The organism is Chloroflexota bacterium, from assembly GCA_014360805.1.
GTDB lineage: Bacteria > Chloroflexota > Anaerolineae > DTLA01 > DTLA01 > DTLA01.
Genome location: JACIWU010000033.1, coordinates 19,698 through 34,304, shown reverse-complemented (window position 1 = coordinate 34,304; position 14,607 = coordinate 19,698). Strand labels below are relative to the sequence as shown.

Here is a 14,607-nt window from a genome sequence, read left to right as displayed (position 1 = left end):
AAATTCTGCCCGGGCAGCATCGGACTCAAACAACCCACACCCGAGGAAATCACGTGCGCGGGTTGTGGCCGCGTGCTGGAAATCTGGAGCGACGAGATGAAGGTTCGGTGCCGGGCCTGCGGAACCGTTACTACCCGCGATCTGCCGCCTTCGTGCGTGGAATGGTGTCCAGCCGCCCTGGAATGCGTGGGGCCCGAACTCTACGCCAAGGTTACGGGCAAGAAGCCATCTCTGAAAAAGGCATCGTGAGAGACGGAGCAAACGTGGAAGAACCCTTGCGCCCCATCATCATCCCGGAATTGTGTACGTCCTGCGGGGCCTGCGTAGAAGTCTGCCCCTACCACGCGCTGTCGCTCGTGGCGGGCGTGCCCGTGCTGGACACTTCCATTGAGTGCGTGTACTGCGGCAACTGCGAGGAAGTGTGCCCCACCGAGGCCATCCGGCGCCCGTTCCTGGTCGTGTTCGGCCAACCCTCCTCCTAGTGCCTGCGGCGGCCATCGCGCTGCGCCTCCCGCGCATCGTGCACCAATGGCCGCTCGGGCATAATTTGCCCAAGCCCGTCATCGCGTCCCGCTGGTCCAAACATCCCCGCGCGCTTGCCGAATCCGACCCCCTGTTGCATAATGCACGCAGCGTGTTCTGTGTGGAGCCGGCCAATGGTATCGCAAGACAACGAGGAACTGAGCGAGCGCGAAATGGAACTCCTCCGCCTGGTCGCACGCGGCGCAACGAATCAGCAAATCGCGCGCGAACTCACCATCAGCGTCAACACCGTCAAGGTTCACCTGCGCAACATCTTCGCCAAACTCGGCGTGGAGTCACGCACTGAAGCCACAATGGTGGCCGTGCGGCGAGGGCTGATCCGCGTTGAGCCACCCCAAGCCACAGAACCGGCGCCCAGCGCGCCGACCTTGGACTGGCCGCCTTTGCGTCGCGCATGGGCCTCTTGGCAGCGCGCCTACCTTATCCTCGCCGCCGCGCTGGCCGTCGCGCTCGTGGCGGTGAGCGTCGCGGGGACTCACCCACAGGCCGGCAATGCCGCTGATCCCTTCCTTGACTCCGGCGCTGCCGCCCCTGCGGCTCCCCAGCGCCTCCCATCCCGCTGGACGAACCGCGCGCCCATGCCTACCGCGCGGGCCAGGCTGGCCGTCGTTGCCACAGAAAGCGGCATCTTCGCCATCGGCGGCGTCGCCGGCGGCCAGGTTACGGGAGCGGTGGAGCAATACCTGCCCGCCGAAGACCGCTGGGTCAGCCACCCACCCAAGCCTACCCCCGCCGCGAACATCGGAGCCGTAACCCTAGGCGGGCGCATCTACGTGCCCGGAGGCCACGACGCCCAAGGCCGCGTGCTCAGCACGCTGGAAATCTACAACCCCATCACGCAGGAATGGACGCAAGGGCCGCCGTTGCCTGCCCCGCGCTCGGCCTACGCCCTGGCCGAGGTCGGCGAGCGTATCTACCTGTTCGGCGGATGGGACGGCCGCCGATACGTGGACACAGTCTTTGAATTCGCGCCCAACACGGGTATCTGGACTGCCCGCACCCCGATGCCGCAGGCGCTCGGCTTTCAGGCGGTTGCCGCGCTCGCAGGCAAGGTCTTCCTCATCGGCGGCTACGACGGGACGCGCGAGTTTGCCACGTGCTACGAGTATTCGCCATCCCTGGAGGGCACGGGAACCCAACCGTGGAGATCATGCGCATCCCTGAGCGTCCCGCGCGGAGGAGCGGCCGCCGCAGCCGTGGGCAACAACATCTACGTCGTGGGCGGCGGTTGGAGGGGATTTGTGGCGTATAACGAGCGTTACGAACCCCAGAGCGACACGTGGGTACGCTTCCCCACGCCCACCATCGGCCAGTGGCGAAATCTCGGTCTGGCTGCATTTGAGACGCGCCTCTACGCCATCGGCGGCTGGAGCGGCGAGGCCCTCAACGCAAACAGCGAATATCAGGCCATCTTCCGGGTCGTCATGCCGCGTACGGTGCGCTGACCTACAGCGGCGATTCCAGCAACCGCTTGAGTTTGGGCAGGGTTCCCTCCCAACTCATCTTGGACAGCCCCAGTTTCAACCGCAAATGCTCCGGATCCATGCCATCCCGAAAATCTCGCAGCGCCGAGGTCATCCGCAGCATCTCAAAGGACAGGGCCTCCAACCCCGCCAATTTCGCCAAATCTGTCAGCACGTACTCCAAATTGCGCGCGGTACAGGGAAACAGCACATCCTTCGGCTGGTACTGCTGTCGGTACTCCCGAAGCGCCGCCACGGTCTCAGGCCGCAACGCCAGTCGCCGCTCCTTGTAGCGCGCATATCGGGCGTCGGTGGCTCGGACGCGCACAGACGCATGCATCGGGTCGGCGATGGACAAATCCTCCAAGCGAATGTTCATGCATTCGCTCTTCTTGATGCCCGTGTCCAACAGAAGCCGCACCAGGAGATACGGGCGCGAGTCGGGCTTCTCCGCCCTCCGAAGCGACTGAGCGGCCGCAAGCACGCTTTCCACCTGCGCATCCGACAGCACCAACGGCAGAGGCGTTGAGACCGGCCGATGGGCGATGGTCGCCGCGGGATCCACGGGGATGACCCCGCTCTCGGCCAGCCATTTGAAAAACACCTTCAGGGTTGTCAGGCGGCGGGCGAACGACTTGGGCGTGCATGGCTTTCCCCGCTCCCGCTGCAAGTAGGTCAGAAAGCGGTTGAGGTCCGATGTGGAAATCTCCGAAACCCGCACGCCCGCGCCCAGGTAGCCCGCGAGAATGCGCAGGTCGCCCAGAAACGACTTGATGGTGTTTTCCGCGAACCCCTTGCGCTCCATGTAACGGCGGAACGGCTCAAACGTCTCGCCCAGGGTCGGTGCCGCGCCGCTCCCCCACAGGGGCAGTTGTTGCTCGTACATGCGCATCTTCCTCCTCGCGATGTGCACAGCCCGGCTAGGACTATGCACATGATACCACCCTTGCCTTCGGGCGTCCACTCGCCGCCGGGCAGGCGATCCGTGCCCTTACAGCGCGACCACGAGAGGGAGCCACAGTCGCCGCATCATGGGCGGCGGCTGGATGGGCGGGGGAATTTGCGTGGGTGTGGGTGTGAAGGTACCGGTCGCTGGCGATGTCGCCGAAGGTGCAGGTGTGGCCGAAGATGTCGGCGTCCGCGTGGACGTGGGCGTCGCGCTCGCCGTAAAGGTCGCCGTCGGCGTGTCGGTGGAGGTCGCGCTGGGCCTAACGGTGGCTGTCCGCGTTGGCGTGGCGGTTAGCGTAGCCGTAGCGGTGGACGTCCTGGTAAGTGTGGGGGGCCGCGTGGGTGTTCGGCTTGGGGTCGGTGTGCTCGTCGGCATCCGTGTAGGAGTCGCCGTCCGGGTTGGCGTCGCCGTGGCAGGCACAGGCGTCTGCCACGAGTGCGCCGCAAAGTCCTGCGTCCAGTAGTGATAATAGGGGCCAAACGTGTCGCCTGCGTCGTACACGTACCCCACCCCAATGTGGTGGTAGTATGGGCTGAGGATATTGGCCCTGTGCCCGGCGCTGTTCATCCACGCGGCAACCGCTTCCTCAGGCGACGTGTACCCCGCCGCGATGTTCTCGCCGCACGCCCAAATCGGGCTATACCCCGCTGCCCCCATGCGGCCACAGGCCGAAGAGCCATCCGAGCCAGTGTGGCTGAAGAAATCGTGATCGGCCATATCCTGGCTGTGGGCCAGCGCGGCGGCGTTCAACGAGGCATCGCTGATCAGGGGTGGCAAACCGGCCTTGGCCCTCTCCTGGTTGGTCAGTTCAATCACCCGCTCGGCGAATGTCGCGGCTGCCGCGTCGGGTGTGGCGCTTCCCGCCCCATCGCCCGTCGGCAGCACGCGCACGCCGCTACTATCGGATTCTGCCAGGCCCGCTGCCACCGACCCGTTCGTCGTTGCGACGGCTACGGCAGCGAGCAGGAATAGAACGAGCAGCCCCTGTGTAAGAACCACCCTGCTGGGGCCTCGCATGCGTATCTTGGTCAAATGGATCACCGTTTGCCAAAATGGATTGCGCCTATCTCGGGGCCGTGCCCGGATCGGCGCGGCCGAGTATGCCACTCGTGCCGCTTTCTGACAAATCGGCCAGCGCACGCGAGAGTTGACACCCTGCCCAAAGTCGGGTAGTCTACACCTAGACGCGCTTTCGGGGAAAAGCCATGGCTCAAACGGTTCAGCCAGGGACATTGCTCGGCAACCGCTACAAGGTTCTGGGCCTCATCGCACAGGGGGGCATGGGCGCGGTGTACAAATGCAGCGACACCCGCCTGGCCGGTCGGCTCTGCGCGGTGAAGGAGACCTGGATTGACCCGAAACTCTCGCCCGCGCAGGTGAAACAAATGCACGAGCAGTTCAAGCGCGAGGCGACCACCCTGGCCACACTGGATCACCCCAACCTGCCCAAGGTCTCCGACTACTTCTCCAGCGGCGCGCGCCACTACCTGGTCATGGACTACGTGGCGGGGCAGGATTTGCTCACGCTCCTCAAGAACCGTCCAATGGGACAGCCGGGCCTCCCTGTAGAGCAAGTGCTGGACTGGGCAGAGCAACTGTGCGCCGCCCTGCACTACCTCCACACTCAGAACCCGCCCATCCTGCACCGAGACATCAAGCCCGCCAACATCAAACTGGCCGATTCAGGCATCATCAAACTGGTGGACTTCGGCTTGGTGAAGTGGATGGCCCCCGACGACAACTCCACCATCACGGTCATCCAGGGGTTGGGGACGTTGGCGTACACGCCTTTGGAGCAGTACGGGGGAGAGACGGGCCACACAGACCCACGCACCGACATCTATGCCCTGGGCGCTACCCTTTATCACCTGCTGACGGGCCAGCCACCCGCATCCGCCAAACAACGATTCCTCAAGCCGGATAGTCTCGTAGAACCCCAGCGACTCGCGCCAGACTTGCCATCGCATGTCGCCCAAGCGATTCTCAAGGCGATGGCCATGCACCCGCAGGACCGACCGTCCAGCGTCGCGGAGTTCCGAGCGCTCCTCCACGGCGAAGACATGCCCGCATCCGCCCGTGCTGCGCGCGCAATGCAAACCCCCTGGGCGGGCCTCCTACGCCACGACCTGGCCCTGGTCATCCTCGCTGGACTGCTCCTCCTAGCGTCGCTGCTCGTGTCCCTGGGGCTCTGACGCTGCGCCGCCTGTGGCCCGCCTGAGGGTGTGGGCCGTCTTTGCAACCGCCGCCGGCGCAAGCCACCCAACCAGCCCCGTAACCCCGCACAACATGTAGGACAGGATGGCCGGTTGCCAACGCCATGGGATCGCCCGCTGCATGCCTTCCAGCACGACGGTGCGCCCCAGAGCCAAGCCGAGCAGCCCGTAGGTCAGATACCCCACCAGCCCCGCACACAACGCCAGGAGCGCCGTCTCTACCGCGACTATCCTACCGGACCGCGCGTAGGCCAAAGCACCCGACGCCGCCGAAAGCCCCAGGATGCCGGACAGGCTCAACATGAACGCATAAATATCCAGCGGGCGCGAAGGCGGGATGGGCAGCGCGGTCTCACCCGGGAAAATCGCGGCTGGCGTCGGCTGTGGCGTTGCCGTAGGCACGGGCGTAGGCACCATCGTGGAGATCACCGCCGGCTGATCGCCGCGCACCGTAACCAGCAACTTGGCCGAGCGCGCGGCCGGACCCGCCGCCACCGTAACTTCCACCGTCCCAGGGCGCTGCAACCTTAGCCGCACCGTCGCCCGGCCGTCCGTGGTGGCCCCCATCTCCTGCCACGACAGGCGCGACTCCGAATCGTAGAACATGAAGGTAACGGCTGTGCCATCGGGGACGACATTGCCGTTGCAGTCTAGGATCACGCCCGTCGCCAACGCAAGTTCGTCGCCGAGGCCAAGCGTTACTTGCCCTCCCTCGCCCTCAGGCGCCCCGAGGGGTTCCAGGTACAGCAACTGATCCGCGGCAGGCTGCAGCCACTCCGACAGGCGGTACTGCACGGCGGGGACCGAAACCGGCAGTTTGCCCACGGGCACGATTTCCCCGAACAGAGCGCGAAGCCCTGTCTCTATCGCAGGCTCCGTGGCGCTGTACAGCGCGTAATACACAGTGGTCTTCGCCACGTCTGTGGAATCCAGATCGTAGGGGGCACCGAGGGCGAAAACCACCACGCGCTTATCGCGGACGAGCGCAGGTTGTTCCCGCAGCAGCGTCGCCAGAGGGTTGGCCCCTCCGCCCTCGGGTGCGCCATGGCCCTGCACCATGAACAACACCCAGTTCGCTTCGCTCAGCGCCGCCTGCAAGCGCACCGCACTCTCGGCCTCGCTCCCGGCCAGCAATCCCGCCAAATCCTCAAACGTGAACGACTGAACGCGGGCCATGTCCACATGCCCGCTGCCTTCCTGCCCGTAGAGACGCTGGAGCAGACGCAGCGTCGTGCCCGGGGCCGGCTGTTCCAGTGGTTCGCACTCCACACATGGGGTGAATGCAACCACATCCTCCACAATCACCAGCCGATCGCCCGCCGAGGGCGGAGCCGGCATTTTCGCTGCCAGTTCTTCGGGTCGCGGGTAGACCAGCGTTACGGCCTTGCTCGCGATCTCCGACACCGCCTGTGCGTCCTCGCCCACACTCTGAAGCAGCGCGGGTTCTGGAATCACGGCGTCCACCGAGAAACGCGGGTACAGTCTCAACTTCGCAGCCAGAATGCGCCGCACGCTGGCATCCACCCGACTTCGGAAGGCGGCATCGGACTGATACTTCGCCTGGAAGAAATCCAGAGTCTCGCGCACACTGGCGAAATGCCCGTTCCAGTCGTCCGCCGACGGGCTTACCATGTCCAGAATGAGGATATCGTTGCCCGCCAGGAATGCCTCATATGCCGCTCGTTTGGCCTGGAATCCTTCCGACTTCGGGTCGTAGTACTGGCGAACGGAGCGCGCCCCCAGGGAATCGCCCACCACCAGCCCCCCGGACTCGCGCCATGGAGCCACCTGCGGCAACGAGAGGAAATGGGACAGCGCCTGAGGGTCAAGGCTCGCCGGCCGCACCATCAGCGTATTACCATTGACGCTGTGGAACTGCACATGCGTAGCCAGGATTCCATCCAGGGTGTCATCGGCTTCGGGCGACTTGGGACGCACAAGCGCCGTGAAAGGAAGCAAATCCGTCGCCAGGCGGTTTTCCAGCGAATCCTGGACAATGGGAACCTCCACATACACATCCCTGTCGGCAGCACCGAGTCCGGGGAAATGAGTGCCAACGATCAAAACGTGGCCCTCCGAACCCGTGTGCGCCCCACGGACATAGGCCCGCCCCAGCACCGACACCCAGTGAGGCGACTCCCCAAAGGTGTGCACGCCCAAATCCCCCGCCAAACCCGCCCGCGTCGGGTTGGCCACATCCAGCGGCGGCCCCAACAACACGTTCACGCCCAGCGCCCGAAGCAGCCGCCCCGCGACCCGCCCCGCCCTTTCCACCGCACTCTCATCCCAAGTGGCGCCCAGCGCCATCGCGCTCAACTGGGCAGGAAGTCCTCCCTCGCCGCTCACGAGACCCAAATCCGCCTCATCCATGGCGACAAAAAGCGGAATCGCAACGTACTCCTGGTTCGCAGTCGCTGGCGGGGTAGCGGCTACCGTCGGCGCTGGAGCCGGCGTTGTAGACGGAGTCCCGGCTGGAACACCGACGGCGCCCGCCAACGCCGCGCCTTGCAGGGCGCCGATCAAGTCCCGAAGAGCCGCCGCGTCGGCAAGTGAGGGTGGCAGATTCCCGTTGCGCGCAGCCAGCACCACGCCTCCAATGTGGTAATCGCGCACTAGCCTCACAATCTCTGCCTCGGAGGCGGGCGAGAACCCGACCACGAACAACTGCCCAACCCGCTCCGACGGCGTCATGCGAGCCAGAAGGGAATCCACATCCGCTTCAGTCCCCTGGCTGCTCACGAGTGTGGGCAGCCCCGGGCTGAGCAGCGCCAGGCAAAGCAAGATTGCGAACGCAAGCCCGCGTTTTCTGCCACGCATGGTTTTCGCACCGTCCTCCGCCGCAGAGTATAATGCACGATGCCAGGGTGGTCAACCGAAGCGAGCCAGTCCGGGAAAACACAGGGCGGGGCCTTGTAGCCCCGCCCTCTGCGCAAAAAGGAGGTAGGAGGAGAGATGAAAACGGCCACCCGCGCCGCCTTTCACCCAAAAGAACCGTTGCCCGCCAGACGCGGGCAACGGTAACAAGCCCAGGCCCACGTCTTTGTGTGCCTCTATTCAGTTGTGCATTCTATCACGATTCGGCGTCGCTGTCAAATTCGCGCTTTCATTCGCCGAAAATGTCATCTGACGCCCACGCGACGCGGCCTTCCCCCGCACCTTCGCGGAAAGCGCAGCCCGTCCGGCCATTGTCAATGATTCTGGACAAGTGCGCGTGCAAACCGAGCGCCGAATTCCTCTGCGGCCTTCATGTCCTCGGCCGTCGGCCCGCCTCTGAACTCCATCGTTTCCAGCAAGTCCCACTTGAGCGGAGTGATGAGGTCGGCCAGTTCCTTCTGCGCGCCTCCGCTCCAGCCATAACTCCCGAACCATGCCGCCTTCTTGTTCATGACGCGCTTCCGCGCGGCAATATCCAGCACATGAGCCATTGGGGGAAACAACCCCACCTCATACGTCGGTGCGCCGATCATCACGCCCATCTTTGTCCACAACGAGGGCAGGATATAACTGTAGTGGGTGCGCGCAACGTCAAACACCTCCAGCGGCACGTCTTCGCGCGAGATTCCCTGTGCAACGGCGTTCATCACCCTCTCGGTATTGCCGTACATGGAACCGTACAGGAGCGTAACGCCGGGCTCAGCGGGTTCGGTGGCATAGCGCGCCCACTGCGCATACAGTTCCACAATGCGTTGCGGGTTCTTGCGCCAGACGAGGCCGTGAGACGGCGCAATCACTTCCAGCGGCACCGATTGCAGTTTCTTGATGGCGCGAAGCACCGGGCCGCTGAACTTGGCGATGATGTTGACGTAGTAGCGTAACGCCTCGCGCTCGTAGAAGCCCATATCCACGCACTGATCGTCAAAGATCGCGCCGCGGAGAGCGCCGTATCCGCCAAAGGCGTCGCACGAGAAAAGCACTTTCTGCGCCTGGTCGTAGGTCATCATCGTCTCCGGCCAGTGCACGAACGGCGTGGAGAAGAACTGAAGGGTATGGCTGCCCAGGTCCAGCACCTCTCCATCTTGCACGACCTGGACGGATTCGGCGCCGCCGTAGAAGGCCTCCAGCAACTCCTTGGTCTTCTCCGTGCCGACAATGGTCGCCTGGGGCGCAAGCCTGCGGAAAAGCGCCAACAAGCCGGAATGGTCGGGTTCTACGTGATTGACAACCACGTAGTCAATCGCGCCCAGGTCGCAGACTTGGGCGATCTGACCCAGGAATTCGTCGGCTTTGAACGCCTTGGCCAGGTCAATCAGCGCCGTTTTCTCGTCGCGGACAAGATAAGCGTTGTAGGACACACCCGTCTGGTCAATGGGCCACACGCCTTCAAAAAGGTCGGTCGTCCGGTCATTGACGCCGATCCAATAGATGTCGGGTCGCACCTGGATGACGGTCATAGGGCCACCTCCTGATTGTGATGCTCGGTTGATATTCTAGGCACATGATACCCCATTGTGGCAGGATTCGCAAAGTCCCACCCCCTCGCCCCGCTTGCGCGGGGAGAGGGTTGGGGTGAGGGGCCGCCCCCGCCCGCAGGCAGCAAGTAGGGCGGCTATCCCTAGCCGCCAAGTCCCCCCGCCCCGCTTATGCGGGGAGCGGGCTAGGGTAAGGGGCCGCCACCCGCGCGCGCCTTTGACAAAGCGCCCCTCGGATAGTAGAATGCCTCTAGACAGTGCTGCATCGGTGGAATGCAAGCCCTGCCATTCCGAGAACTCCGGAGATCTTCCGTGATTGTTGGGCAGTCGTCAAATACACTCCACGTCGCCCTGGAAGTGCGGCCAACGCAAGGTGGCGACGGGATGCGTTCAGCCCTCGCCGAGGCTCGTCGCCGCGCCGTGCTGCGCGTGGCCAAGGCCGCGCAGGAATGCGGCGCGCGTGCGGTGCTCGTCGGCGACAGATGCGAGGCCGCGCGCCTCTTCGGAGACGACACCCCGTTGCCGGGCGCCCACCAACTGTCCGGAATCGCCGGCAGCGTCTTGTGGGTGCGATGGGGCGCGGGCGCGCTCCTGACCGGCGAGAGCGCCTGTCGCCTGGGCCTGGCAGCGCGAGACGGCTGTATCTGGGGCAACCGCCCGCAACGCGCGGACCTGTGGGCGTTCCCCGGGGGAACGTGGCCCAAAACCGGAAGCAAGCCGCAAAAACTGTTCCCGCCCGCCGCCGCCACCATGTTCCGCATCGCCACCGCCGGAGACCTCTGCCTGTTGGACACGCTTGGCCCGCGAGACCTGGCTCCGGGCGAGAGCACCCGCCCCGCACCCGTCGTCGCCGAGAACATCCGCGCCGTTACCCGCGTTCTGACGAAGCGCACCGCCGAACTCGTCGTTGTGGGCGACCCCGGCTCGGAAGGATGGCGGCACCTGGAGCAAGAGACCGCCTGCCGCGTGCGGCTGCTGGGCGATGCGCCGGGCGGATTGCTCACCTCGCTGCTGGCCTCGGTCGGAGCCGCGCGCTTCGTGCGGTACCTGTCCGAACTCGGCGAGGCGTTTCTGGTGAACACGCGCATCCTGTTCCGCGAATCAGAGTGGCCCGCGCCGGACGATTTCTTCTATTCCGACATGGGGTTGGTTGCCCGCGTCGCCCACCGGGGATTGCGTCGGCTCACCGAGGCGCTCTTGAACGGCGACCGCCCTGCCGTCCTCGGCGGCAACAGCCTGCTGACGGGAGGCATCTACCTGCTGATAGAACGCGCCTGGGAACGCAAGGATTTGCCACGGCAGTACGAGACGGTCCCGGTGCCCAGCGCAAAGCAAATCACAAAGGAGTGAGATCATGAGTGAGCGCCACAGTTTTCTCTTCCATGGTTCCCTGGCCTCGCTGGACCCTCAAGTTCAGACTCTGATTGATTTGGAGCGAGAGCGCCAGTCCCGGCGCATCATTCTGATTCCATCGGAGAGCATAGCGCCCTCTGCCGTGCGAGAAGCGCTCTCGTCCGAGTTCTCGCACATCTACGCCGAAGGCTATCCCCCAACCCGCATGGGCCGGGAACCTGAAGAACTACTGCTGGATTATGATCATCAACTGGCCTACTACCGACGCTACGCGGATCGGCGATTTTACAAAGGTGCCGATTATGTCAATTTCGTGGAGACGCTGGCCCAGAAACGCGCCGCCGCCTGCTTCGCCAACGAGCGCGTGCGCGCCGACCAAATCTTCGTGAACGTACAGCCGCTGTCGGGGGCCGCCGCCAACAACGCCATCTACGAGGCGTTCGTCCGCCCCGGCGAGACCGTCATGGGTATGAACCTGATGCACGGCGGCCACCTGACCCACGGCAGCCAGTTCAACCGTTCGGGCAAGCAGTACCGCATCGTCTCCTACACGGTGGACCCCAAGACCGAGCGCCTGGACTACGACGCCATCCGCGAGTTGGCGCTCCAGCATCGCCCCAAGATGATCATCGCGGGCTACACGTCCTATCCATGGGCGCCCGACTGGCAGAAGTTCCGCGAAATCGCTGACGCCGTGGGGGCGATCCTCATGGCCGACATCGCCCACACGGCAGGCATGGTCGTCGCCGGCGCCTATCCAAGCCCGGTGGGCATCGCCGACGTTACCGTGTTCACCACCCACAAGACTATCTGCGGGCCGCGCGCGGCCGTGATCCTGACCACATCGGAAGAACATGCCGCGAAGATTGACAGCGCCGTGTTCCCGGGCGAACAGGGCGGGCCTCACGTCAACACGTTCGCAGCCCTTGCCGTGGCCTTCAAACTCGCGCAGACGCCGCAATTCCACGCGCTCCAGAAGCAAATCGTGCTCAACGCGAAGGCACTGGCCCAAAGTTTGCAGGACCGTGGCCTGCGCCTGGCCTACGGCGGGACGGATACCCACCTCCTCCTGGTGGACCTCAAGTCCGTGAAGTCGCCGACGGGCGAGTTCCCCAGGGGCGAAATAGCGGCGCGCCTGCTGGAAATCTGCGGAATCATCGTCAACAAGAACACTATCCCCGGCGACGAGATCACCGCCCTCGCCAGCGGCATACGACTCGGCACGCCCTGGGTTACGCAACGCGGCATGCGCGAGCCGGACATGGATCGCATCGCCGATTTCATCTTCCGCGTCGTCCGCGAGATTCGCCCATTCCAGTACGTGGGTCTCAGCGGCATCCTGCCGCGCGGAAAGGCTCCCTTCGCGCTCCTTCGCCAGGTGCGGCAAGAAGTGGACGAGTTCGCCTCGCGGTTTGAGCCCCAGACCGAACGCCGCTCTGGCTACCCCCACTACCATCTGCCGCCATCGCCGAGCCCCGCTGCGGTGCCAGTTCAGACGCACACGCCGGACCCCGCTGCCGTTTCGCGCGCCCTGGCCCAAGGCGCGGTAATCCTGGACCCGTCGCAGTTCACGATATTGTCTGTGCGTGGCGCGCGCGCCCACGCGTTTCTCCAGGAAGCCACAACGGCCAACTTGGCCGCCCTGGAACCCGGCCAGGTGGCCCATGCCGCGCTCCTGGACGGAGATGGCCATGTCCTGGACGACGTGCTCATCCTGCGGCTTGCCCCAGGCCCCCAGGGCGAGGACCGCTACCACGTGATCGTCAACGCCGCCAACGCCGACACGGTCAGGGATTGGCTCCGCGCGCTGAGCGACGGCTACGTGCTCTTTGACAACCAGGACATCCTGCGCAAGGTGCAGGGGCCTGCGATTGTCGTAGATGCTACCACAGAGGCGCCCGACGAGGCGACGCTGGTGGCCCTGGCGGTCGTCGGCCCAGCGGCGCGCGCCCTGCTGGACAACGTCCTGCGCGTCGGCAACGTTGAGCAAGGCCGCGCGCAGGAAACGCAATTTGCCGGCCACCCGCTGCTCATCGGCAGCGCGCCTTTCCTGCGCGACGGGCTTCTCTGCATGGGCCATCCCGACGCCATCACGGCGCTGGAGAAGAGCCTCACGGATGCGGGCGCGGTGCCTGGCGGCCGCGACGCTTGGATTGCGGCGCGGCGAGCGGCCGGACTTCCCGCCTACGACGGCGAAGCCGCCCGCCCCAGCGCCTTGGCGCTGCTCCATGGCGGGCACGAAACCCTCTTTGACCTGCGCAAACCCTACTTCGTGGGGCAAGAGTCTTTGGCCGCGTCCGCGCCGGTGGAGCACCTGCCTGAATTCACATGGCAGTGGCAGGAAGAAGAAACCCTCAAGCGAACACCGCTCTACGAAGAGCACAAGAAGCGCACGCGCAAGTTGATTCCCTTTGCCGGCTGGGAGATGCCGGTCTGGTACACCAGCGTCGGTGAGGAGCACGCCGCCGTCCGAAAGACCGCCGGCCTGTTTGACGTGGCCCACATGGGCGTGCTGGAAGTCTCAGGCCCCCACGCGGCCTCGTTCCTGGACGTGGTGGCGTCCAACTACGTGCGGTGGCTGGAGCCTGGCCAGTCGCAGTACGCCTACCTGCTGGACCCGGATGGCAACGTCCTGGACGATATCATCATCTACTGCCTGCGGCGCGACCGGTACATGGTGGTGGTCAACGCGGCCAATGCGGAGAAGGACTGGGCTTGGCTGAACGCCGTGAACGAAGGGCAGGTGCGGATTGACCGCAATCGGCCCTATGTGCGCGTGGAAGCCCCCGCCACCCTGCGCGACCTGAAAGACCCCCGCTGGGGCAAGGACTGCAAAGTTGACCTGGCGCTGCAAGGCCCCGCATCCCTGGCGATCCTGCAAAGCCTGGCCCGCGACTCCAGGCAGGCCGCGGACTTGGCGCACATCCGCCGCACGGAGTTGATAGAGACCACCCTTGCGGGCATCCCACTGGTTGTGTCCCGCACAGGCTACACCGGCGAACCGGTGGGGTTTGAACTTTTCGTGCATCCGGATGAGGCCGTGCGCCTCTGGAATCTGTTGCTAGAGAAAGGCGAGCCGTTTGGGCTGAAGCCGGCTGGCCTGGCCGCGCGTGACTCCACGCGCATTGAGGCCGGCCTGCCGCTGTACGGGCATGAGTTGGCCGGAGCCTACGGGATCACCCCAATTGAGGCAGGCTTTGAGCCTTATGTCAAGTACCACAAGCCGTTCTTCGTGGGGCGCGACGCAATCCTGCAACACTCCGCCGAGGCCAAGAACACCATCGTCCGGTTCCGGGTCAATTCGCCCAACGCCCGCGCCCTCCGCGGCCACGAGCCTGTGGTCAACAAGCGTGGGCAATACATCGGCCGCGTTACCAGTTGTACCCTCGTGGGCGAAACTCAAATCGGCATGGCGCTGGTGGACAAGCGTTACGCGCAGGAGGGTACGGAGATTGCGGTCTTCCCAACGGCGGCCGCCAAAACCGACAAGCCCGTCTCCCTGGCCGAACTGGAGCGGGGGGACCAGGTCGTGCTCCCCGAATGGTGCACGGTGTTGGCGCGATTCCCCAGGCTAGGCGCTCCGGTCATGCCCGAAACCGGAGAATAGCGGGCGGCATCCACAGCGAAGAAAAAAGGGAGGGGCACACCATCTGGCCCCTCCCTTGCCATCTGCACGA

10 protein-coding genes are annotated in these 14,607 nt (G+C 64.8%); 6 read left to right on the top strand and 4 right to left on the bottom strand.

The window, feature by feature from the left end:
- Positions 1-18 precede the first annotated feature (18 nt).
- The 3 genes from H5T65_07355 (at position 19) to H5T65_07345 (ending at position 1,988) form a co-directional block, all read left to right on the top strand.
- Entirely contained in the window at positions 19-249 is a 231-nt protein-coding gene (locus H5T65_07355; protein MBC7259050.1) for a hypothetical protein, read from the top strand.
- 14 nt (positions 250-263) lie between these two features.
- Positions 264-482 (top strand): 4Fe-4S binding protein, encoded by a 219-nt coding sequence (locus tag H5T65_07350; protein MBC7259049.1) that lies wholly within the window; start codon positions 264-266, stop codon positions 480-482.
- Between the two features lie 174 nt (positions 483-656).
- Positions 657-1,988, top strand: a complete 1,332-nt coding sequence (locus tag H5T65_07345; GenBank protein ID MBC7259048.1) for a hypothetical protein — start codon at positions 657-659, stop codon at positions 1,986-1,988.
- A 1-nt stretch (position 1,989) separates the two neighbouring features.
- Here H5T65_07345 and H5T65_07340 read toward each other — a convergent pair whose 3' ends face one another.
- Together H5T65_07340 and H5T65_07335 are read right to left on the bottom strand one after the other, a co-directional pair.
- The gene (locus H5T65_07340) at positions 1,990-2,892 is read right to left on the bottom strand and encodes a site-specific integrase (GenBank protein MBC7259047.1); all 903 of its coding nucleotides are present in this window, start codon (positions 2,890-2,892) and stop codon (positions 1,990-1,992) included.
- A 105-nt stretch (positions 2,893-2,997) separates the two neighbouring features.
- Positions 2,998-3,972 carry a CAP domain-containing protein gene (locus tag H5T65_07335; protein MBC7259046.1) on the bottom strand — a complete coding sequence of 325 codons (975 nt, stop codon included), beginning with the start codon at positions 3,970-3,972 and terminating at the stop codon, positions 2,998-3,000.
- Between the two features lie 188 nt (positions 3,973-4,160).
- On the opposite strand from H5T65_07335, the gene H5T65_07330 reads away from it, so the two are divergent.
- Positions 4,161-5,147, top strand: coding sequence for a serine/threonine protein kinase (locus H5T65_07330; protein MBC7259045.1), 987 nt, complete (start codon positions 4,161-4,163; stop codon positions 5,145-5,147).
- On the opposite strand, the gene H5T65_07325 is transcribed toward H5T65_07330, so the two are convergent.
- Together H5T65_07325 and H5T65_07320 are read right to left on the bottom strand one after the other, a co-directional pair.
- Positions 5,115-7,985: a hypothetical protein gene (locus tag H5T65_07325; GenBank protein MBC7259044.1), complete on the bottom strand. Its 2,871-nt coding sequence runs from the start codon at positions 7,983-7,985 to the stop codon at positions 5,115-5,117. The genes H5T65_07330 and H5T65_07325 overlap by 33 nt on opposite strands.
- A gap of 371 nt (positions 7,986-8,356) precedes the next feature.
- Positions 8,357-9,559 (bottom strand): FprA family A-type flavoprotein, encoded by a 1,203-nt coding sequence (locus H5T65_07320; protein ID MBC7259043.1) that lies wholly within the window; start codon positions 9,557-9,559, stop codon positions 8,357-8,359.
- A 402-nt stretch (positions 9,560-9,961) separates the two neighbouring features.
- On the opposite strand from H5T65_07320, the gene H5T65_07315 reads away from it, so the two are divergent.
- Together H5T65_07315 and gcvT are read left to right on the top strand one after the other, a co-directional pair.
- A complete protein-coding gene (locus tag H5T65_07315) occupies positions 9,962-10,927 on the top strand; it encodes a hypothetical protein (GenBank protein ID MBC7259042.1) in 966 nt (321 codons plus the stop codon).
- Between the two features lie 4 nt (positions 10,928-10,931).
- Complete coding sequence (gcvT, locus tag H5T65_07310; GenBank protein ID MBC7259041.1) at positions 10,932-14,537, top strand: glycine cleavage system aminomethyltransferase GcvT; 3,606 nt, start codon at positions 10,932-10,934, stop codon at positions 14,535-14,537.
- The last annotated feature ends 70 nt before the right edge of the window (positions 14,538-14,607 follow it).

Excerpts from the sequence above, each read along its gene's own strand:
- H5T65_07325 (MBC7259044.1), bottom strand. The coding sequence starts at position 7,985 with ATGCGTGGCAGAAAACGCGGGCTTGCGTTCGCAATCTTGCTTTGCCTG.
- H5T65_07315 (MBC7259042.1), top strand. The coding sequence starts at position 9,962 with ATGCGTTCAGCCCTCGCCGAGGCTCGTCGCCGCGCCGTGCTGCGCGTG.
- H5T65_07340 (MBC7259047.1), bottom strand. The coding sequence starts at position 2,892 with ATGTACGAGCAACAACTGCCCCTGTGGGGGAGCGGCGCGGCACCGACC.
- gcvT (MBC7259041.1), top strand. The coding sequence starts at position 10,932 with ATGAGTGAGCGCCACAGTTTTCTCTTCCATGGTTCCCTGGCCTCGCTG.
- H5T65_07345 (MBC7259048.1), top strand. The coding sequence starts at position 657 with ATGGTATCGCAAGACAACGAGGAACTGAGCGAGCGCGAAATGGAACTC.
- H5T65_07335 (MBC7259046.1), bottom strand. The coding sequence starts at position 3,972 with ATGCGAGGCCCCAGCAGGGTGGTTCTTACACAGGGGCTGCTCGTTCTA.
- H5T65_07330 (MBC7259045.1), top strand. The coding sequence starts at position 4,161 with ATGGCTCAAACGGTTCAGCCAGGGACATTGCTCGGCAACCGCTACAAG.
- H5T65_07320 (MBC7259043.1), bottom strand. The coding sequence starts at position 9,559 with ATGACCGTCATCCAGGTGCGACCCGACATCTATTGGATCGGCGTCAAT.